Source organism: Roseovarius nanhaiticus, from assembly GCF_900156535.1.
Lineage (GTDB): Bacteria > Pseudomonadota > Alphaproteobacteria > Rhodobacterales > Rhodobacteraceae > Roseovarius > Roseovarius nanhaiticus.
In genome coordinates, this window is sequence record NZ_FTNV01000002.1 from 85830 (window position 1) to 106585 (window position 20756).

The 20756-nt window shown below is 63.7% G+C and carries 22 protein-coding genes; 6 read left to right on the forward strand and 16 right to left on the reverse strand.

The genetic code is table 11. The features are described from left to right. Window positions 1–10: 10 nt before the first annotated feature. The 3 genes from BW975_RS10590 to BW975_RS10600 all read right to left on the reverse strand — a co-directional run bounded on the left by BW975_RS10590 (window position 11) and on the right by BW975_RS10600 (window position 3735). Window positions 11–352, reverse strand: a complete 342-nt coding sequence (locus BW975_RS10590; protein WP_076533793.1) for a hypothetical protein — start codon at window positions 350–352, stop codon at window positions 11–13. After that, window positions 352–2172 carry an ABCB family ABC transporter ATP-binding protein/permease gene (locus tag BW975_RS10595; protein WP_076533794.1) on the reverse strand — a complete coding sequence of 607 codons (1821 nt, stop codon included), beginning with the start codon at window positions 2170–2172 and terminating at the stop codon, window positions 352–354. The genes BW975_RS10590 and BW975_RS10595 overlap by 1 nt, the downstream gene beginning before the upstream one ends. A gap of 135 nt (window positions 2173–2307) precedes the next feature. Then, window positions 2308–3735 carry a LysM peptidoglycan-binding domain-containing protein gene (locus tag BW975_RS10600; RefSeq protein ID WP_076533796.1) on the reverse strand — a complete coding sequence of 476 codons (1428 nt, stop codon included), beginning with the start codon at window positions 3733–3735 and terminating at the stop codon, window positions 2308–2310. A gap of 215 nt (window positions 3736–3950) precedes the next feature. Here BW975_RS10600 and BW975_RS10605 point away from each other — a divergent pair, with 215 nt between their 5' ends. After that, the gene (locus BW975_RS10605; RefSeq protein WP_076534724.1) at window positions 3951–4523 is read left to right on the forward strand and encodes an LOG family protein; all 573 of its coding nucleotides are present in this window, start codon (window positions 3951–3953) and stop codon (window positions 4521–4523) included. Here BW975_RS10605 and rarD read toward each other — a convergent pair. The 8 genes from rarD to BW975_RS10645 all read right to left on the reverse strand — a co-directional run bounded on the left by rarD (window position 4442) and on the right by BW975_RS10645 (window position 12327). Further along, window positions 4442–5359 carry an EamA family transporter RarD gene (gene rarD / locus BW975_RS10610; protein ID WP_076533798.1) on the reverse strand — a complete coding sequence of 306 codons (918 nt, stop codon included), beginning with the start codon at window positions 5357–5359 and terminating at the stop codon, window positions 4442–4444. The two genes, BW975_RS10605 and rarD, sit on opposite strands and share 82 nt — an antisense overlap. A 108-nt stretch (window positions 5360–5467) precedes the next feature. Beyond that, window positions 5468–5923: a baeRF12 domain-containing protein gene (locus BW975_RS10615; protein WP_076533799.1), complete on the reverse strand. Its 456-nt coding sequence runs from the start codon at window positions 5921–5923 to the stop codon at window positions 5468–5470. Continuing rightward, the gene (locus BW975_RS10620; protein ID WP_076533801.1) at window positions 5924–6145 is read right to left on the reverse strand and encodes a hypothetical protein; all 222 of its coding nucleotides are present in this window, start codon (window positions 6143–6145) and stop codon (window positions 5924–5926) included. It abuts the gene before it with no gap. Window positions 6146–6286: 141 nt separating this feature from the next. Next, complete coding sequence (locus BW975_RS10625) at window positions 6287–6886, reverse strand: superoxide dismutase (RefSeq protein ID WP_076533802.1); 600 nt, start codon at window positions 6884–6886, stop codon at window positions 6287–6289. Between the two features lie 146 nt (window positions 6887–7032). Beyond that, entirely contained in the window at window positions 7033–7605 is a 573-nt protein-coding gene (locus BW975_RS10630; protein ID WP_076533804.1) for a sarcosine oxidase subunit gamma, read from the reverse strand. Further along, a complete protein-coding gene (locus BW975_RS10635; protein WP_076534726.1) occupies window positions 7598–10612 on the reverse strand; it encodes a sarcosine oxidase subunit alpha family protein in 3015 nt (1004 codons plus the stop codon). The genes BW975_RS10630 and BW975_RS10635 overlap by 8 nt, the downstream gene beginning before the upstream one ends. Window positions 10613–10670: 58 nt before the next feature. Continuing rightward, entirely contained in the window at window positions 10671–11000 is a 330-nt protein-coding gene (locus BW975_RS10640) for a sarcosine oxidase subunit delta (protein WP_076533806.1), read from the reverse strand. Window positions 11001–11082: 82 nt separating this feature from the next. Continuing rightward, entirely contained in the window at window positions 11083–12327 is a 1245-nt protein-coding gene (locus BW975_RS10645; protein ID WP_076533808.1) for a sarcosine oxidase subunit beta family protein, read from the reverse strand. 268 nt (window positions 12328–12595) lie between these two features. On the opposite strand from BW975_RS10645, the gene ccmI reads away from it, so the two are divergent. From ccmI to BW975_RS10660, 3 genes are read left to right on the forward strand one after another with little or no spacing between them, the layout of a single operon-like run. Further along, the gene (gene ccmI, locus BW975_RS10650) at window positions 12596–13870 is read left to right on the forward strand and encodes a c-type cytochrome biogenesis protein CcmI (protein WP_076533809.1); all 1275 of its coding nucleotides are present in this window, start codon (window positions 12596–12598) and stop codon (window positions 13868–13870) included. Next, window positions 13867–14352, forward strand: a complete 486-nt coding sequence (ruvX, locus tag BW975_RS10655) for a Holliday junction resolvase RuvX (RefSeq protein WP_076533811.1) — start codon at window positions 13867–13869, stop codon at window positions 14350–14352. The genes ccmI and ruvX overlap by 4 nt, the downstream gene beginning before the upstream one ends. Next, window positions 14349–14609, forward strand: coding sequence for a DUF1289 domain-containing protein (locus BW975_RS10660; RefSeq protein WP_418314338.1), 261 nt, complete (start codon window positions 14349–14351; stop codon window positions 14607–14609). The genes ruvX and BW975_RS10660 overlap by 4 nt, the downstream gene beginning before the upstream one ends. A 27-nt stretch (window positions 14610–14636) precedes the next feature. Here BW975_RS10660 and BW975_RS10665 read toward each other — a convergent pair whose 3' ends face one another. From BW975_RS10665 to dusA, 4 genes are all read right to left on the reverse strand, one after another. Continuing rightward, on the reverse strand, window positions 14637–15020 hold the full coding sequence (locus BW975_RS10665) for an MliC family protein (protein ID WP_076533813.1): 384 nt from the start codon (window positions 15018–15020) through the stop codon (window positions 14637–14639). A gap of 109 nt (window positions 15021–15129) precedes the next feature. Then, window positions 15130–15921: a hypothetical protein gene (locus tag BW975_RS10670; RefSeq protein WP_076533815.1), complete on the reverse strand. Its 792-nt coding sequence runs from the start codon at window positions 15919–15921 to the stop codon at window positions 15130–15132. Then, entirely contained in the window at window positions 15915–16739 is an 825-nt protein-coding gene (locus tag BW975_RS10675) for a sulfite exporter TauE/SafE family protein (RefSeq protein WP_076533817.1), read from the reverse strand. The genes BW975_RS10670 and BW975_RS10675 overlap by 7 nt, the downstream gene beginning before the upstream one ends. A gap of 52 nt (window positions 16740–16791) precedes the next feature. Then, on the reverse strand, window positions 16792–17826 hold the full coding sequence (gene dusA, locus BW975_RS10680; protein WP_076534729.1) for a tRNA dihydrouridine(20/20a) synthase DusA: 1035 nt from the start codon (window positions 17824–17826) through the stop codon (window positions 16792–16794). Window positions 17827–18339: 513 nt separating this feature from the next. On the opposite strand from dusA, the gene BW975_RS10685 reads away from it, so the two are divergent. Continuing rightward, entirely contained in the window at window positions 18340–18957 is a 618-nt protein-coding gene (locus BW975_RS10685) for a HEAT repeat domain-containing protein (protein WP_076533819.1), read from the forward strand. Window positions 18958–18970: 13 nt separating this feature from the next. On the opposite strand, the gene BW975_RS10690 is transcribed toward BW975_RS10685, so the two are convergent. After that, window positions 18971–20020 carry a hypothetical protein gene (locus tag BW975_RS10690; RefSeq protein WP_076533821.1) on the reverse strand — a complete coding sequence of 350 codons (1050 nt, stop codon included), beginning with the start codon at window positions 20018–20020 and terminating at the stop codon, window positions 18971–18973. On the opposite strand from BW975_RS10690, the gene BW975_RS10695 reads away from it, so the two are divergent. Continuing rightward, window positions 20019–20753, forward strand: a complete 735-nt coding sequence (locus tag BW975_RS10695; RefSeq protein WP_076533823.1) for a hypothetical protein — start codon at window positions 20019–20021, stop codon at window positions 20751–20753. The genes BW975_RS10690 and BW975_RS10695 overlap by 2 nt on opposite strands. Window positions 20754–20756 lie beyond the last annotated feature (3 nt).

The following is a 20756-nucleotide window of genomic DNA, read 5'->3' on the forward strand; positions in this document are numbered from 1 at the left end:
TCCGGCGCGGCTATTCGCCCCGCGCGCGCTCGGCCTCGCTCAGCGCGTGCCACCACTCTGCATAGCTGCTGTTCTTGGGGTGAAACCCGCCCTCGTCGGGCGCGCCATCATCCCACCAGACGGGGCCGCGCTCGCCAAGCCTGCGCTTGGCCGCATCGACACCTGCCCGCGCCTCAGCCTCCGCATCGGCATCGTCTCCGGCCAGTTGCACCGCGCGGCGCGCCTTCATCAACGCCTTGACTGCCGCGCGCCGCGCACTGTCATCGAGGGATGGATCTGTGCAGCGCCAGAGCCGTCCGCGCGAGACGAAATACCGCCCGTCCGGCGTCTGCGGATAATCCTGTTGCGGCATCAGGCGGCCTCATCCGATTGCTGGCGATACCACAGCCCCGCGTAGCGGCCATCCTTCTCCAGAAGGTCCGCATGGCTGCCCTGCTCGACGATGCGGCCATCGTCCAGCACGACGATCCTGTCGGCATCCGCGACGGTGCTCAGCCGGTGGGCAATGATCAGCACCGTGCGTCCCTGACTGGCGCGCGCCAAAGCGCCTTGGATATCCCGCTCGGTCGCTGTATCCAGCGCGCTTGTCGCCTCGTCCAGCAGCAATATGGGCGGGTTCTTGAGCAGCGTGCGCGCGATGCCGACGCGCTGCTTCTCCCCGCCCGAAAGCTTGAGCCCCCGCTCGCCCACTGTCGTGTCGTAACCGTCCGGCAATGAGGAGATGAAATCGTGGATCGACGCCGCCTTGGCCGCCTCGATCACCTCATCCTGCGTTGCGCCACCTTTGCCATAGGCGATGTTGTAGCCGATGGTATCGTTGAAGAGGACAGTATCCTGCGGCACAACGCCGATGGCGTCATGCAGGCTGCGCTGCGTGACATCGCGCACGTCCTGCCCGTCGATGCACAGCGCGCCGGCGCTGACATCGTAGAAGCGGAACAGGAGCCGCCCGATGGTCGACTTGCCAGACCCGGTGGGGCCGACAATGGCCACTGTCTCGCCCGGCTTTGCGGTCAGGGTGATCCCCTTGAGGATCTCGCGCTCCGGGTCGTAGCCGAAATGCACGTCCCGCAGCTCGATCTTGCCGCCCGAGACGTCCAGCGGCTGCGCACCATCCGCCTCGGTCACGTCCGGCGCCTGGTCCAGCAGGCCGAACATTTCGCCCATATCCACCAGCGCCTGACGGATCTCGCGGTAGACGGTGCCAAGGAAATTGAGCGGCATGGTAATCTGGATCATGTAGGCGTTGACCATGACGAAATCGCCTACGGTCAGACTGCCGTTCTGCACGCCAATGGCGGCCATGACCATCACGATCACAAGGCCCGAGGTGATCAGGAACGCCTGACCGAAATTGAGGAACGAAAGCGAATAGGAGGTGCGCACGGCGGCACGCTCGTACCCCTCCATGGCGATATCGTAGCGGGCGGCCTCGCGGTCTTCGGCGCCGAAATACTTGACGGTCTCGTAGTTCAGCAGGCTGTCGATGGCCTTCTGGTTGGCGTCCGTATCGCTGTCATTCATCTGGCGGCGCAGCTTGACGCGCCATTCGGTCACCTTGAACGTGAAGGCGACATAGAGCGCGATGACCACCACCACGACGAAAAGATACCAGAAGTCGAAAGCGGCCCAAAGGACGATGCCGACGAGGAAAAGCTCGAGGATAAGCGGGAAGATCGAGAAGATGAGGAAGCGCAGAAGGAAATCGACGCCTTTGACGCCCCGCTCGATGATGCGGCTGAGCCCGCCGGTCTTGCGCGTGATGTGATAGCGCATCGACATGCGGTGAATGTGCCGGAAGGTGCGCAGCGCCACCTTGCGCAGCGCGCGCTGGCCAACGGGTGCAAAAAGCGCGTCGCGCAGTTGTTGCAGGCCGGTATTCATCAGGCGCGCCATGCCGTAGGCCACCGTCAGGCCAATGGCGCCCGCGCCCAATGTCCAGGCGGCGTCCGCCGTTCCCTCGCCCGAAAGCGTGTCGACTGCGGCCTTGTAGAAAAAAGGCGTAGCGACCGCGATCAGCTTGGCCGCGACCAGCGCGACCAATGCCAGGACCACCCGCCGCTTGACCCAGCCCCCGCCCTCCTTGGGCCAGATATACGGCGCAACGCGGATGATGGTGGCCCAGCCGGAGGCGGACGTCTCTTCGCTGTCGGTGGGCGGTGATTGGCGCATGAAAATCCCTGGCGTGATGCAAGAGGTCACATTTAGGCCGGTCAGGCCGGGATATCCAGAGACGGCTCGCAAAGCGTCAGGCGATAGGCCCGGCACGCATGGCTGAATTTGAATATTTGCGGAACAATGAAAGTGCTACTCGGGCAGTTCGAACACCTGGCCGGGATAGATGAGGTCCGGATCGCGAATGCGGTCCGAATTGGCCTCGAATACGCGCACGTAAAGGATCCCCTCGCCATAGGTCTCGCGCGAGATGGCCCAAAGCGTATTGCCGGGCTGAACGGTAATGGCGCGGATCGGCTGTGCCAGTTGCACACTGTCTGTGATACCCGCCCCGGTCTGCGCCGGATCTGCGCCGGACACGCTGATCTCCTGCTCTGCCGATAGCTCGGCCAGCAGGGCGCGGTCCTCGCGTTTGAATGGCGTCTCGACGCGGCTGGTGACGGCGCCGTCCTGGCTGACCTCGTCGATGCGCAGCGTGTAGATACCGGTATCGACCTGCGGCAGATCAGTGCGCCATGTGCCGGCTTCGGTGATGCGCGACGTGGTGACAGGCGTGTTGTCCAGATAGACCCGCACAAACCCGCGCCCCACCGCCCGGCCTGCAAGCTGCACCTCGCCCGTGCTGGAATAGCCGATCGTATCGAGCGCGACCGACGACATGACCTGCGGTTTGGCGGCGCGCGACGCGGGCTGCATGACGCTTACACCTTCGGCATCCGCCAGAAGGACTGTCGGTGTTTGGTCCGCACTCGGCGGACTGCCAAGGACCGGCTCTTCTCCAGGAGGCGTGCTGGCCTCTGCACTCTGGGGATTGAGGGGGCCGCCGGCGACGTCGCGGGGCGCTTGCGGCGCGGCAGCGGCCTTGGCCAGATCGGGGGCAGTCCGGCCTGCAGCACTGACCGGGGGATCCGCTTCGCCAGGCAGGTCTTGGGGTGCCGCCTGGTCGGTCCCGGCGCCCGCGCGGGTGGTGGCCTTTCGGACACCTGGTGCGGCGCCGCCGGTCGCCTTCGCAACATTCGCGGCAGGGCTGGGTGCGATGATGATCTCTGTCTCGCCGCGAATGGATGCGCCGTATTCGGGCGCACTCATCTCCAAGGTCAGGATCCGCGGCTGATCGCTGGAGGGTACGTCGACGAATTGGGCGAACGCACCGTCACCACCGGGCGCCGCCGTGGCCAGCGGCGCACCATCGAGAAGGAGCGTGACCTGCCAACCCGGCGCGGCGCGGCCAGCGACCATCGCACTGCCATCCGCCTCGAGCCGGAAGATGTCGATGCGAGGCGCCTCGGGGACGGGCTTCGGCGCAACCTCTTCCGTGCGGGCGGCAGGTTCGGCCTCTGCAATGATATCCTTCTGGGACGCGCCGCTTACCTCGGCCTCAAGCGTCTTTTGGTCCGAGACCTCGTCAATCGGGGCTTTCTGCTCGGCACGGCTGGGGACGTCACTCGTGCTTTGCGGCCCGATTACGCCCCCCATATAGAGCCCGCCAACAACTGCCACGGCCAGAAGTGCGGCAGCGCTTACCCAGAAAGCAGAGCCTGCGTTGGCGTTGATGCGCATTTTCAGACGTCCTCTTCCCCAAATTTCAAGGCGCCACCGCGCGCAGGCCACCAAGGCCAATGCTGGCGCCGGCTGTCGCCTGTGGCGGCCCGCATCTGGCGTGCGGGTCCGCTGCGACAACGACGCAGGCGGGCGCGGTGCCGCGCAGCTTGATAGAGCGTAGCAACATGGCATACACGCGTCAAAACACTCCGCCGCGAAAGGATGTCCCTGCCATGACCCGCCTGTCCATCTGTGTCTTTTGCGGCGCACGCGAGGGCGCGCGCCCGGCCTACGGCGCTGCCGCCGATAGGCTGGGAGAAGGAATCGCGCGTGCAGGATGGCGGCTTGTCTATGGCGCGGGTGATGTCGGGCTGATGGGCCGCTGCGCGCGTGCGGCGCAAGCAGAGGGCGGCGAGCTGCTGGGCGTCATCCCGCAGCACCTCGTGGGCCGCGAGACGCGGGCCGATATGGGCGACACCCGTATTGTTACCGAGACGATGCATGAGCGTAAGAAAGTGATGTTCATGAATTGCGACGCCATCGCGCTCCTTCCCGGCGGCGGCGGATCGCTGGACGAGCTCTTCGAGGTGCTGACATGGCGCCAGCTGGGCCTGCATACCAAGCCGGTCGTCCTGATCGACGTAGACGGATATTGGCGGCCGCTCATCGCCCTGCTCGAGCATGTGGTCGCCGAGGGATTTGCCGGTGATGACCTGTCCGGTGGCTATACGGTGGTTCCGGATGTGGACGCCGCCCTTGATGCCTTGCGCGCGGCACGGCCGCGGCGCCATGACGAGGCGGTGTAGATCGCAAGCGCTGTCCAGATCAGACCAAAGGCAATGGCATGCCACAAAGTGAAAACCTCCCGGAAGATCAGCGTTGCGACCAGGAACTGGAGCGTCGGATTGAGGTATTGCACCAGGCCGATCGTGGCCAGCGACACCCGGCGCGTTGCGTAGGAAAAGAGGATCAGCGGGATTGACGTGATGATACCCGCAAAGATCAGCAGCCCTGTCGTGATGAAATTGGCACCGAAATGGCCGGTGCCCTGCAACTGGATCACGACCAGCCAAGCGGCCGCGAACGGTGACAGCAGCGCCACCTCGGCCGTGACGGACACAATGGGACCGGTATCGAGGCTCTTCTTGACCACGCCATATGCGGCAAAGGAGAAGGCCAGGATCAGCGCGACCCAAGGCGCCACCTGCAAACCCACTGACAGGATGACAACTGCCAAGGTCGCAAGCCCGACCGATATCATCTGCGGTCTGTTCAATTTTTCACGGTAGAAAAGCGCGCCCGCCAGAACCGCGGTCAGCGGGAAAATGTAGTACCCCATCGACGCCTCGGTCGCGTAACCGAAAAGGATGGACGAGATGAAGACGAACCAGTTGATCGAGATCATCAGCGCGGCGATGGCGACGATGCCAAAGGTGCGCGGCGTCGCTATCGCACGGGGCAAGGCGCGTAAGCGGCCTTGGAAGGCGAGTACCAGCAGAAAAAACAAAAATGCCCAAAGGGTACGATGCACGAGGATTTCCAAGGGCGGAACATGGTCGAGCAGCTTGTAATAGACACCAGACAAGCCCCAGACGACGCAGGCACCGATCATGGCAAGAACGCCCTTGGCTTCTTCGGTCATATCCACTGCCCTTTCCGCGCGACCCCCGAATTGCTTAGCCGAGCGGGCACCGCTTAGGAAGGGCATAGAAGGCCGGGCGCATGAGGGTCCTCACGCGCCCGGCATGGCTCACATCTCTGCAAGCTCGTCCTTGATCATCTGCTCGACCTTGTCGAGCGGGTGGTTCGTCAGATCCTTGTCGATCTCTGCGATGATTTTGCTTTGTACTTCTTTATGCAATTCACCGCGCAGCGCGCCCAAGGTCTTGGCGGCTGCGACAATCACGATGCGGTCAAACTTGCCGGAATGCGCCTGCTTGTAGAGGCGATCAGCAAGGTCCGAGGCAAAACGCTCTTTCGCCAACTCATGCCAATCGGTGTCATCAAAGGCAGAGCGGTGCCCAACCCCGTCGTCCTTCATCCGTCCGGGCCGATTGGCCGATTGGTCGATATCCTTGGGGTTGTCCTGCTCGTCGATGCGGACGACATTCAGATCGGGCGCCTGCGCATCGCCATCGTTGCGCAGGAAGAGCGCCTTTTCACCGTCGCAGATCAAGACCCACGTGCCTGGTTTCAATTCGGCCATTTAGCTATCCTCCTCGGGTGCGTGACCCGTTTCGCGGCTGTCTTGCCCGGTGACCCGGGTGGCCCCTGCGGGCTTTTCCTTGGCGCGTTTTTCTTCGTCGCGGGTTGCGACGCGGCGCTCGATATCGCCGCCTTTGCGGCCCGATTGTGAAATATCGGCAGCCTCGCCGATGATTTCCTCAGTTTCGCGGTGTCCATCCTTGGAGCGGTGACGCTCGGCCATGGTGTCCTCCTTTTGCGTTGTTCGCTGTGGGGAAAACGGCGGGGCACTGGCCCCGGTTCCGACGGCGCGCCCTATTAAGTACGAGAAAGCCCCCGGCGGGGTGATCCACCGGGGGCTATATTTCAGAGGTCTGCGCCAAGCTTACATGCGGCTTGCGACGTTTTCCCAGTTGACCAACTTGTTCAGGAAGTTGTCCAAGTAAGCCGGGCGCTTGTTGCGGAAGTCGATGTAGTAGGAATGCTCCCACACGTCGCAACCCAGCAAAGCTGTCTGGCCGAAACAGACGGGGTTCACGCCGTTCTCGGTCTTGGTGACCTTGAGGCTGCCATCCGTATCCTTGACCAGCCAAGCCCAGCCTGAGCCGAACTGACCTGCGCCAGCGGCCGCAAATGCCTTCTTGAAATCATCGACGCTGCCAAAACTCTCTTTCAGGGCGTTCTCGACCTCGGAGGGCATCTTGCTGTCGCCGGGGCTCATCATTTCCCAAAACTGGTTGTGGTTCCAAAGCTGGCTGATGTTGTTGAAGATCCCGGATTGTGCCACGGCATTCTTGTCGTAGGTGCCCTTGATGATCTCCTCGAGGGACTTGCCCTCCCACTCGGTGCCCGAGATCGCCTTGTTGCCATTGTCGACATAGGCCTTGTGGTGGATGTCGTGGTGGTATTCCAGCGTCTCGCGGCTCATGCCGTTATCGGCCAGCGCGTCGTGGGAATATGGAAGATCGGGAAGTTGGAATGTCATGGGTGGATCCCCTTCTGAAATGAAAAACTCTGTGGCCACCAAATGGTAGCCTTGGGGGGAGAACGTCAAGGGCGCGGTGCAGGTTCCTGCGCCGCGCCCCATCAGTTAGATCACCCGGCGGGATATCGCCCGCCAATGGCGCATTTTCAGAGGTAACGCACTTCACTGCCGGGCGCCGCGGCCCCCTTGAGCAGGTCGAACACATACTGCGCGACCGAGCGGAAGCAGACGACGCGCGCCTCGCCTTCGCCCGCCATCCAGACAGCGGCGGCCACCTGCGCCATCCGCGAGCGGCGGAACTGGCCCGGTTTGAACGCCTCGGGGCTGAAATCCACCGGCATCAGCTTGGCCAGGGCCTCGCGCACCAGCGCGTCCTCACCGGCAATGCTGAACATGCAGCGCGCGTCCGACACATCGACTGCCAGATGATGCACGCCGCCAAGGCCCGAGGCGATCTCGTCCAGTTTGGTCTTAACCTGCGGATAGGGCACGACGATCAGCAATTCGTCCGGCGACATCCACGCTGTATTGCCGCCATCGCTGACATTGATCTGCCCCGGTCCGGGCATCTCGCCGCCAATCGCGCCAAAGACACCTTTCTTGAACTGGGAGGCCGAGAGATCGCCGCGCAGGGTGATCATGCCCTGCAGACCCATGTCGCGGATCTGGACAAAGCCTTGCGCACTGGCGCCGTTCAAGGCGCTGACTGTATTAGACATTCTGCTTCTCCCCTTCGCGGTCAAAGAAGACCGGATCGACGATCTTGGCCCGCATCACCGTTCCATCGACGCGCGGAAACTCCAGCACCTCGCCCATCCGGTCCGGCCCGTTCAGCACGAGGCCCATGGCAATCCCGCGGTCCAGCGTGGGCGAATGGTAGGTCGAGGTGACCCGCCCTTGCGTCTCGCGCTGGCCGTTGTCGTTGGTGCCCTCGGCGGTCGCATAGGCGCCATCGGGCAGCACCTTGCCATCCACCGTCTCAAGCCCGACCAGCTTCCAACGCTTGGGATCGGTCATGTGGCTGCGCGCCTGCGCCCGCTTGCCGATATAGTCTTCCTTCTTCTTGGAAATGGCCCAGTCAAGGCCCAGATCCTGCGGGATGACGGTGCCGTCGGTCTCGTCCCCGATCATGATAAAGCCCTTCTCGGCCCGCATGATATGCAGCGCCTCGGTGCCGTAGGGCGTGATATTGGCCGTCTGCCCCGCCGCCAGCAGCGCATCCCAGAGCGCGCGGCCCTCGGACGCCTTGACGGCGATCTCGTAGCTCAGCTCGCCCGAGAAGGAGATGCGATAGACCCGCGCCTGCATGCCCGCAAGCGTGATATCGGTCCACGCCATGAAGGGCAGCGCCTCGGCGCTGATATCATCGGTGGTCAGCTTTTGCAGCGTCTCGCGTGCCTTGGGGCCGACCACGGCGATTTGGGCGTATTGCTCGGTCAGGTTGGCGACATAGACGTTCCAATCCCACCACTCGGTCTGAAGCCATTCCTCCATGTGACCATGGATGCTGTCGGCGCCGCCCGTGGTGGTGTGGCACAAGAACGCGTCTTCACCCACACGCGCAACAACGCCGTCATCCACAAGAAAGCCGTTCTCGCTGCACATAAGACCATAGCGGCAACGACCCACTTTCAACGTGCTCATCATGTTGGTGTAGAGCATGTCGAGGAATTTGCCCGCATCCGGCCCCTTGACCAAGAGCTTGCCCAGGGTCGAGGCGTCCAGCATGCCAAGGCTCTGGCGCGTCGCCTTGACCTCGCGCGCAACGGCCTCTTCGATCGTCTCGGGGCCGCGCTGGTAGGTATAGGGGCGGCGCCACTGGCCCACGGGCTCGAAATAGGCGCCGTTTTCCACATGCCAGTCATAGAGCGGCGTGCGGCGGATCGGCTGGAACCGCTCGTCGCGCGCCTCGCCCGCGATGGAGGCCATCGAGATGGGCGTGTAGGGCGGGCGGAACGTGGTCGTGCCAGTCTGCGGGATAGGTTGACCCAAAGCATCAGAAAGGATCGCGAGACCGTTGATGTTGCTCAGCTTTCCCTGATCCGTCGCCATGCCGAGCGTCGTGTAGCGCTTGGCATGCTCGACAGACTCGAAGCCTTCCTGCGCGGCCAGCTGCACGTCGGACACTTTGACATCGTTCTGATAATCCAGCCACGCCTTCTGCCGCTTGGCGATGCCCGCACCCTGCGGCATCATCCAGACGGGGGCCATCGGCGCCTCGTCTTCGGCCCCGGCCTCGGGCGCCTTGGGCGCGTCGCCCTTGTGACCTGCGGCCTTGGCGGCCTTGGCACCGGCGGCGACCGCGTCGCTCAGGATTTCGGACAGGCGATACGCACCATTCGCCGCGCCTGCGGGCGTGACGAACGCCTCGCCATCGGCGCCCGTGGGCGCCTTGTTCGAATCGGGACGGAAGGCGGCGCTCGCCTCGTCCCATGTCAGCTTGCCGCCGCAATGGGACCAAAGATGCACCACCGGCGACCAGCCGCCCGACATGGCGACCACATCGCAGGCGATCTCTTCCAGCACGGCGCCTTCACCGGCCTGGCTACAGACGCCGACGCCGGTCACGCGCTTGCCGCCCTGAACGGACGAGATGCCGTGGCCCATCAGGACACGGATGCCCATGGATTTCGCCTGTGCCATCAGCGCGCTATCCTGCGCCGTCACCCGCGCATCGAGGATCACAGGCACGTCCAGGCCGTTTTCCTTGAGCGTGATCGCGGTGCGGTAGGCGTCGTCATTGTTGGTGACCACAACCGTGCGATCCCCGATGGAGACGCCGTAATCCACCACATAATCCCGCACGGCCGACGCCAGCATGACGCCCGGAATGTCGTTACCCGCAAAGCTGAGCGGGCGTTCGATGGCACCCGTGGCCGTAACAATCTGCCCGGCGCGGATGCGCCAGAGGCGATGGCGCGGGCCGGCCGCCTTGGGGTCGTGATCGGTGCAGCGCTCGTAGCCCAGAACATAGCCGTGGTCATAGACGCCCGCGCCCATCATGCGGTTGCGCAAGGTGACGTTGTCCATCGCCTCGAGATCGGCGACGAGGCCGTCGATATACTCGGCCACAGGCTTGCCATCGACGGTGCCGCCATCTACGGGCGCACGGCCGCCCCAATGCGCCGTCTGCTCGATCAGCATGACCTTGGCCCCGGTCGTCGCGGCCGCATGAGCCGCTTGCAAACCCGCGATACCGCCGCCGATGACCAGCACGTCGCAGAATGCGTAGAAATGCTCGTATGTGTCGTTGTCGCGCTGATCGGGCGCGGCGCCAAGACCCGCCGATTTGCGAATGATCGGCTCATACACGTGCTTCCACAAGGGACGTGGATGGATGAACATCTTGTAGTAGAAGCCCGCGGGCAAGAAACGCGCCAGCTTGGTGTTGATCGCGCCTACGTCGAACTCGAGGCTCGGCCAGTGGTTCTGGCTGGCGCAGGTCAGACCGTCGAAAAGCTCGGTCGTGGTGACGCGCTGGTTCGGCTCAAAGCTGGCGCCGCTGCCCATGCCGACAAGGCCATTCGGCTCTTCGGCGCCAGAGGCGACCACGCCGCGCGGGCGGTGATACTTGAACGAGCGGCCCATCAGCATCTGGTCATTGGCCAGAAGCGCCGAGGCGATCGTGTCGCCAGCAAAGCCCTTGAACCGCTTGCCGTTGAAGGTGAAATCCATCCGGCGCGCCTTGTCGATCAGGCGGCCGCCATTTGCCAGACGTGTGCTCATGCCCGTGCCTCCGCGCGTGTGATTGACGCCGTTTGAGTATTTTTGGAACAATGAAAGGTCATGAGAACTCCCTCCAGGACCAGCCGGGCCGCTTGGCGGTGATGGCGTCCTTGATTTCCTGTGGCGGCTCGGTCGTCTGCGCCGAATACGTGCCGTAGATTTCCAGCGTCACCGTATCGCGCGCCGCGTGAAACCACTTGCCGCAGCCGTTATTGTGGCGCCAACGCTCCAGGTGGACGCCCTTGGGGTTCACCTTGGAAAAAAGGTAGTCGTGGAACTCCTGCTCGGACGAGCCGGGGCCATGGCGCTTGAGATGCGCCTCGCCGCCGCCGTGGAATTCGGTCTCCTCGCCGGTCACGCCGCAGCAGGGGCAGGTCAGGATCAGCATGTCGTATCTCCGGATGTCTGGGTGCGCAGAGTTTTCGAAAACTCTGAACAGAATTCTTCGAAGAATTTTGGAGGGTGGATCATCAATGTGCCACCCCTGCCGCGACGCTCTCGTCGATGAAGCGGCCCTCGTGGAAGCGGTTGAGGCCGAACGCGTCGGTCAGCGGCGAATGGCCCTTGGCCATCAGCTCGGCCATGGCCCAGCCCGAGCCGGGGATCGCCTTGAAGCCACCGGTGCCCCAGCCGCAGTTGACGAAGACACCGTCCACGGGCGTTTTCGACAGGATCGGCGAGCGGTCGCCTGTCACGTCCACGATGCCACCCCATTGCCGCAGCATCTTGAGGCGCGCGATCATCGGGAAGGTCTCGACCAGGGCGCGCACCGTTTCCTCGATATGATGGAAGGCGCCGCGCTGGGTGTAGTTATTGTAACCGTCGGTGCCGCCGCCGATCACCATCTCGCCCTTGTCGGACTGGCTCATGTAGCCGTGCACGGTATTGGCCATGACAACCACGTCCATGCAGGGTTTGATCGGCTCGCTGACGAGGGCCTGAAGAGACACACTTTCGATCGGCATGCGGAAGCCCGCCATATCGGCAAGATGGCCCGAATGGCCTGCAACGACCATGCCAAGCTTGTCACAGCCAATGGTGCCGCGGTTGGTGTTGACGCCCGTCACCTTGCCGTTCGACTGCTCGATCCCCGTGACCTCGCATTTCTGGATGACATGCATGCCCATGTCCGAACAAGCCCGCGCATAGCCCCAGGCCACCGCATCGTGACGTGCGGTCCCGGCCCGTGCCTGCCACAGCGCGCCAAGCACCGGATAACGTGGCCCGTCGATATTGATGATCGGCACCAGCTGTTTGACCCGCTCGGGGCCGATGAATTCGGTCTTGACCCCCTGCAGCGCGTTTGCGTGTGCGGTACGCTCGTAGCCGCGCACCTCATGCTGGGTCTGGGCCAGCATCATGCAGCCACGCGGGGAAAACATGACGTTATAGTTCAGATCCTGGCTCATCGTCTCGTAAAGCGAGCGGGATTTTTCGTAAATCGCGGCCGAGGGATCCTGCAAATAGTTCGAGCGGATGATGGTCGTGTTGCGGCCCGTGTTGCCGCCGCCCAGCCAGCCCTTCTCCAGAATTGCGACATTGGTAATGCCGAAATTCTTGCCAAGGTAATAGGCGGTTGCCAGGCCATGACCGCCCGCGCCGATGATGATCACGTCATATTTCTTCTTGGGCTCGGGCGATGCCCAGGCGCGCTCCCACCCTGTGTGGTTGCGAAGCGCCTCACGGGCGACGGCGAAGGCAGAATAGCGTTTCATGCGCGGTCTCACTCTGGATGGATTCGCTTGGATGCGCGGATTACATAGCATATGGGCGCGTCGCGCTCTCAACAACATACACGGTGCGGCGCAGAGTATGCAGTTTGCGACAATGCGCGCGGCGCAGCCTTGGGATCAGGCGGATGCGACAACATGCAGCGGCCCATAGGTGCCTCGCTTGTCGTCTCAAAAGCGGCTCGGCCCCCTTCCCCCCTTTCGCATGTAGCGCCGCGCCGCTATGTGAACTGGGATATTCGGGAGGGACGCCATGACATTCTGGATCGTCGCGACACTGCTGGCCCTCGGGGCGGGTGCGCTGATCGCCGCTGCCCTGCTGCGCGGTCGCGCCAGTGCCGCGCCGCCCGCCGCCTATGACCTCGAGATTTACCGCGTCCAACTGGCGGGCGTCGACAAGGATCTGGCGCGCGGCGTCATCACCCAAACCGAGGCGGGCCGCCTGCGCGCCGAGGTGTCGCGCCGCATTCTGGCCGCCGATGCGCAGCTGCGCGCGCATGGCGCCGATGGCGGCCAGCCGCGCGGCGCGGGACGTGTCATGGCGGCGTTTCTGGTGATTGCGGTGGGCGCGGGCACGATCTTTGGCTACTGGCAGTTGGGCGCGCCCGGCTATCCTGACCAGCCGCGCGGCGCGCGCCTCGCGGCATCGGACGCCGAGCGCGCGAACCGGCTAAGCCAGGCCGAGGCCGAAGAGCGCTTTGGCCCCAAGGATGCGGCCATCACCCCGCCCGAGGATTTCGCCCAGCTGATGGTGCAGTTGCGCGCGGCGGTCGAGCAGCGCCCGGATGATGTGCGCGGTCTCGCCCTTCTGGCCCGAAACGAGGCGAGCCTTGGCAATACCGGGGCCGCGCAGCGCGCGCAGGAGCGTCTGATCGCCGCCAAGGGCGACGATGTGCTGGCCGCCGATCATGCTTTTCTGGCCGATCTGATGATCACTGCGGCGGGGGGATATGTCTCGGCAGAGGCCGAGGCGAGCCTGCGCGCCGCGCTTGCCATCGACCCGGCCCAGCCCGAGGCACGCTACTACCTCGGCGTCTACTTCGCCCAGGTAGACAGGGCGGATGCCGCGTTCCGCACGTGGGAGAAACTTCTGAGCGAGAGCCCCCCCGACGCGGTCTGGGTTGCGCCGCTACGCGGCCAGATCGAGGAGGTCGCAGAGCGCGCGGGTATCAATTACACCCTGCCCCCGCAGGCGCAGGCTGATCTGACCGCGCCGCGCGGCCCCTCCGCCGATGATATCGAAGCCGCAAGCGAGATGACCGAGGCCGAGCGCCAGACTTTCGTGCGCAGCATGGTCGACGGTCTGCTGGCGCGGCTGGCCAGTGAGGGCGGCCCGCCGCAGGATTGGGCCCGGCTTATTGTTGCGCTCGGTGTCATCGGCGAGACAGAGCGCGCCGCCGCCATTCTGGACGAGGCGCGCGGCACCTTCGCCGAAGATGCCGAGGCGATGGCCTTGCTGGACGGCGCTGCCGAGCGCGCGGGATTGCCCCCCGCTGGCGCGGCGCCCGCCACAGGCACCGCTGAATGATCCACGAGGACATCACCGACTTCGCCGCCGCCCTGCCGCCGATGCGCGCGCTCATGGGCCTTGACCTGGGCGACAAGACAATCGGCGTCGCCGTATCGGACGGGCTGTGGTCGGTGGCCAGCCCGCTCGAGACGGTGAAGCGTCGCAAATTCACCCTCGATGCCGCGCGCCTGTGCGAGCTGATCGCGGCGCGCCAGGTAGGCGGGCTGATCCTGGGTCTGCCGCGCAACATGGACGGAAGCGAAGGGCCGCGCTGCCAATCCACGCGCGCCTTTGCCCGCAACCTCAGCCGCCTGCCGGATCTGGTGGACTTGCCCATCGGCTATTGGGACGAGCGTTTGTCGACCGTGGCCGCCGAAAGGGCGCTGCTCGAGGCGGATACGTCTCGCAAACGTCGCGCCGAGAGGATCGACAACATTGCGGCCTCATATATCCTTCAAGGGGTTCTGGACCGTTTGGGACATATGAGGGCGGCGCTATGATGGACGCAAGCGATACACCGGAAGATCCGGTCTGGAGCCGCGATGAAGTGCAATCGCCGTGTATTCGCGTCTGCGTTGTGCATCCTGAGGCGCGCATCTGCACCGGATGCCTGCGCAGTATCGACGAGATCACTCGCTGGTCCCGCATGACGAATGATCAGCGCAGTCAGGTCATGGACGAATTGCCGGATCGCGCCGGACTTTTGCGCAAACGGCGCGGCGGGCGCGCCGCCCGGCTCACGCGCGGCGAAGGCTAGGCACGCCCGCCCGCCATGCCGCCCCGGTCACTCGGGCTGCGCGTTACAGGTCAAAGGCTCCGCATCGCCCAGCTCGTCGGTCAGGATCGCCTCATCACCTTTGCTGTGCCAATCCAGCGCACCCGAGACATACCGCGCCCCCGAACCCGCGACGACGCCGGCAAAAATCAGAACTTCGCCTTTCAGCGGGATCAGCGCGAGGCTGTTGGACCCGGCAGTCACATAGCGCACCACCAATTCGCTGCCGTCGGTGCACGTGTAGGGCACGGCTGTCAGCGATCCGTCCGGCCCCAAATCGAGCGCAAGGGTAAGATCGGCCTGCGCAGCGGCTGCACCGCCGCTGAAGACCGCGGCCAGCGATGCAAGTGTGAGCGCTTTGGCGCGGCGTTTGAAATCGAGGTTTCTATCCATGAGTCGCATCCTATCAGTGAGTTGGCCGCACGCTATCGACGCGTCGCAGTGTCGGCAAGCGCAGCTTGGCGCAGACCTGCGATGATCTGCCATTCGCCTGCGATCTGCGTCAGGGCGCGCACAGCCAATCATCGCCCGAGCCTCTGAACTCCGGCCTGAAATAGGCGATCATGCGGCCCTCGGGCGGCGCCTCGGCCCCCGCCTCCCACGGGGCAACCCCGTGCAGCGCAAGCCGGTGAACAAGGATCGCCTCTCCCGGCCGAGCGGCCAGAGGCACGCGCCTGCAGCGGTCAAAGACGTCGCGGCGCGCGGCCTTGTAGACCTCGGTCAGATCGACATCGCCCCACTTTTCGGACGGCGTATCCGCCAGCGCCTCCGCGAAGGCGGCGCGCATGATCTCGTGACTGCCCTCCCAGACGGTCAGCGGACTGGCGCCGGCGCCCGCTTCGGTCAGGGGCAAGCCCAGAATATAGGCGTGGCGCTCTTTCAGCATGCGGAGGCGGTCCGGGCCGATGGCCAGAAGCCCGTCCACATGCGCCGCATCGCGCCGCTGGCGATAGCGAAAGGCGGCTTCGCCCTCGCCCTTGCGCGGCTGAGGATAGCCCGGCCAGGTGACCGAGACCTGTCCAGCATGCAGCGGCAGATCACCGTAGAGCCGCCGCGCCAGATCGTATCCCGGCCCGGTCAGAGGACCGCTGCCCGCGACGGAACCATCAGCATCGTTGGGCAAGGTATCAACGCCCACGAACCACGTGCCGCCGCATTGCAGCCACTCTGCGCGATGCGCAGGCTCGGCCATACGGATCAGTGCCGCCGCCTTGGCCGCCTCGGCCCACCGCGCGAGTCCGGCATCATGGGCAAACCGCGTCCACCCCGCAGATTGCAGGGCACCTTCTACCATCCCACCGCCTTGCGCAGCATGTTGAGCGCGATCAGCGTCAGGAAGACACCGAATATCCGCTTGAGCGGTTTCGGATCCATCGCATGGGCCAGCCGCGCGCCCAGCGGCGCGGTGATCAGCGTCATGGCGATGACGATCAGGAAGGCGGGGCCGTTCACAGCGCCCAGCGTGAAGGGCGGGCGCCCCTCGGCGCCGACATTCAGCATCAGAAAGCCGATGACCGACGGCACCGCAATGGCTGCGCCGAACCCTGCCGCCGTCGCGACCGCGCGGTGAATGGGCACGGCATGCAGGCTCATTAGCGGCACGCCGAAGCTGCCACCGCCGATGCCCATCAGGACCGACAGGAAACCGACCACAGGCGATACGAGCGCCCGGCGCCACCCGCCCGGCATCGCCGCGCCCAGCCGCCAATGCGCGCGCCCAAAGGTCATGTAGATGCCCACGGCAAATGCCAGAATGCCGAAGATGCCCTGCAGCGTCGCGGATCTGAGGCCCGCCGCCACGACGACACCCAAAACCGCCCCCAGCGCGATGCCCGGCGCCCAGCGGCGAAGGATGTCCCAATCGACGGCCCCGCGGCGGTGATGCGCCAGAACCGACCGCACAGACGTCACGATGATGGTCGCCAGCGAGGTGGCAAGGCACACCTGCATCAATTGCGGCCCGCCATAGCCTAGCGTGGTGAAGGCATAGAAAAACGCGGGCACAAGGATGATACCGCCCCCCACGCCCAAGAGCCCGGCCAGAACACCCGCAAAGGCCCCGATGGCCAGCAGCATGGCGGTCATCGCCATCAAAAGGGAGGGATCTGGCATGGGTCTAGGTCCTTGGCTGACGGCCGCTCTGGCGCCGTTGTGTTTGGCCGGACTAGACCGGGTTTGCCGCAGGGGTGCAATCGGAATTGGCCGCCTCCTGCGCCTCGGTGACTTGCGCCAGCGCCTGCGCGATCAGCTCGGGCCCCGCGCCGGGCAGATGCGCGCCCTCCGACAGCATGCGCCGCCACGCCCGCGCACCGGGACGCCCGGTAAAAAGCCCCAGCATATGGCGTGTGATCTGACCCAACCGCCCGCCTTGGGCCAGATGCGCCTCGGCATAGTCCATCATGGCGCGCGCCGCGTCCTCGGGGGTGCTGTCCGGCGTATCCGCACCAAAGATGCGCCGGTCGGCAGCGCAGAGGATCTGTGCGGGCGCGTGATAGGCCGCGCGTCCGATCATGACGCCATCCATGCCCGCCGCCAGATGCGCCTCGGCGGCGTCCAGACTGTCAATTCCGCCATTGACTGACAGATGCAGCGCGGGAAACGCCTCTTTCATGCGGTGGACCAGCGGGTAGTCAAGCGGAGGGATATCGCGGTTTTCCTTCGGGCTCAGCCCCTGCAGCCACGCCATACGCGCGTGGATCGCCATGCGCGTGACGCCCGAGGCCGCAACGCGCTCTATGAAGTCCGGCAGGACCACGTGTGGATCCTGATCGTCCACCCCGATGCGGCATTTCACCGTGACCGGCAGATCCGTCACCGCGCGCATCGCGGCACAGCATTCGGCGACCAGATCGGGCGATTTCATCAGCACGGCGCCAAATGTGCCCGACTGCACCCGGTCACTGGGGCAGCCCACGTTGAGATTGATCTCGCGGTAGCCTGCCTCTGCACCCAGCCTTGTAGCCTCTGCCAGCTCCGCCGGATCCGAGCCGCCAAGCTGCAGCGCCACGGGATGCTCCGCCGCCCCGTGATCCAGAAGGTGCACCGCCCCGCCACGCACCAGCGCCGGCGCGGTGACCATCTCGGTGTATAGCAGCGCATGACGACTGAGCAGACGGTGCAGATGCCGGCAATGGCGGTCCGTCCAGTCCATCATCGGGGCGACAGAAAGCCGAGAAGAAGCATTTACGTTTAATTTCATATACCTAAACAAATCCTCGACCGACATCCAAAGATTGGGATTTCATTGGGCTCCCAGGGTTTTCCTCGGTCTCTATGGAATTTCCGACATCGCTTGCGCCCGAGTACCAACATCTGGCGCGCGCGTCACCTCCGAACCAGAGCTTCGCCACGCTCACGCTGCGCATCCCGGCGTGGAACCACAGTAACTTACCCCACTCGACCGGTTTCCGGCCAGATCGGAACGCCCCCAAAATTTTCGAAAGTCAGCGAAAGAGGAGACCGTGATGCCTCACAAAATCCGTGTGGACTTCTCAACTCTACCTTCTAACGATGCTTCGTCGATCTCTCGTTACATCCTGCGCCCTACTCGGCACCTTGGGCCGCCATGCTTGCGAGAGTTCTCGTCCATCTCGAACTCAGAGTTGATACCTTTCCTGTCGATCAACCAGTCTAGACGACGGGGGCCTTGCCTCAACAGGGCTTTGTCGGCCAGACTGGCCACGATCAGGACCCAAAATTGCAAGAGACCGTCATGATGAAAATCGTTCTTCTTCCGGCCTGTTTTGTACTCGCTTCCGTTCATGCGCTGGCTGCGCAGACAATATCGCTGGACGAGCTAAAAGCGCAGATCGAACAGAAAGTCTCTAGCGAGGACGAATTCCGAACGCTGCTCAATGATCCGGATCCGGCCCGCAGCATTGCGGCGATGGAACTCATGATGGCATCGGGCGATCCCGGCCTCGAGCGTATGGCACGCGAATTCGGTGTCTTCAGCAGTGATCCTGTGGTTCGGCGTTTGGCCATCGAGGCATGGTTGAAATCCGGTCCTGTGTTGAACATCACCTATGACGGCTCGGGCACGGAAAGCGCCTATTTCAAGAGTTATTTTCAGAACAACAAAGGTTCGGTCGACGGAGACAAGCGGGGTTTCACGAGCTTTCCCATCAATGGGTATGATGAGGCGAATGACTGTTACGTCTATGCCGCAGGCAACGCTTGCGCGATGCGCATCACGGATGTCGGGCCATCCGTTTTTCTATCGGATTCCTGGTCGCCGCTCACGCTTGGCGAGGACGGCTACATGAGAGGTCAGACAAATCTTTATCGTGTAGACGAGCCCATTCCGATCGAAATACCGGTGACGGACTAGACGCCGACGCGCTTCATTCAAATACAATCTGCTGGATACCGACGGGCCCGGGCGCATCGGCGCTGTAGATGCTGACGCTGATGCGCCGCACGCGTGTCCCGATTGCACGAGGTCCGGTATCCAGAATGCCGTCGCTGCCCATCTGCCCTGACCAGAAGGTGCGCATACGGCCAGTCTTTGCACCTGAAACGGCGATCCGGACGCGCAGCGGCATCGCATAATCTGCGTCCGGATCAGACTTTATCCTCACCCGGGCCAGATCAGCGGCAGACTCCCCTGGTACCTGGAACTCCATTTCGACAACGCCCTCTGGCTGAAACACGAATGTCCCTTCCTCGCGCAGAAGATTTTCCGGGCCTGAATTTGCGTCCACGGGCAGGACGCCAACTTCTTCCAGAGCGACTTCAAAACCGGTGGCCTGGCGAACTGGCGCCAGCTCGGCGTCGCGGGCAAAGACCGCGCCGCGATCGCCAAGCCAACGGTTCAGGTTCATGGCCACTTCCTCGATCCGGATGAACCGGGCATGGTCCGCGGAATCGGACTGGATCGCCATGCCAACAGGGCGGTCGTTCTGAAACAGGAATGCGCCGCTCATTCCCTCGGGGACCGTCCCCTGATCGACATTTGCCTCAATGAAGAGGTATCCGATATCGGCAATGCGCACCTGAAGACGGGCTATCTCTCCTTTTGGCAACAGATACTCCATGTCGGCCGTGTGCCTTGCGGGGCTGATGCCGGCGGCGTTCTGGAGGCTTGCCGTGCAGCGGGCCGCGACATCGCCGCGCGCCACCGCCACGGCCAGGTCCAGACCATCCCAGAATGGCGCATATGCATCTGCCGTCCCGGTGACGACAGGAGCTGCGGTGCTCAAGCGGATTTTGGGAAAGAGACCTCGCACATGGCGCGGCATCGCGACGTAACAGGAGCCCGCGTAGCGGAACATGTAACCATGCCCCACTTCGCCCTCCCCATTTTCAATCGCGACCGTCTGCGCATTTGCCACTGGATCGAAAAAGGCGATCAGGGTTATGATCGAGATTAAAAAGCGATGGATTGCCGTCATGTCCAACCCATTTCGATTGTCTCTAATCTTGGGCCTGCTTTTAGCGCCTTGTGTCAACGCGCAACAGACCGATGACGCGATCTTCGTCAATCAGGCGAGCAATTTCAACGTAACTGTTCGCCAGACGGCGGAAATATCAGGCGCCCGTGTTCTGGGGGTGCTGCGTGCGCGGCATACATATGGCGACCGGCCCGAACTCTATGCGCATGTGCCCAGCGATTGGAAGGGTGCGTTTTGCGCACGGCTGGTCACCGCGGACGGGTTTCTCGAGGCGACGGGAACCTACGACACGCAAGGTCGCACCGGCAGTTTTCACCGACTGGAATTCGGGTCCGACCAACAAAGCAATCGGGCATGGATGGACCGTTTACGCGATCTGCCGATCGACTCGGTTGCGATACGGGTGCGCGCAGGCGCGTGTGACGCCCCCGCCGGGCCTGATACCGTTGCGTTCTGGAACATGCCACCCAGCGGTGCCGGAGCCGAGCCGGCGAAACTCTACTTCAACTCGCTGCGCGCCAGCGATGTCATCCTTTATCAGGGCGACGCCGCAAAACCGGTGAAGTGCTCGATGATACGGACGGGCCTGCGCAAGGCGTATGACACGATTTGTCCGATCGAGGGCATGGCGGGGGCCGAGGGTCTTCCGATGGAGATCAAACTCTTCGCGCTTCGCAATGGCGATGTCGATCCTCCGGTCATCTTTTCGCTGCATGGTCTGCCGCGCCCGTGATCA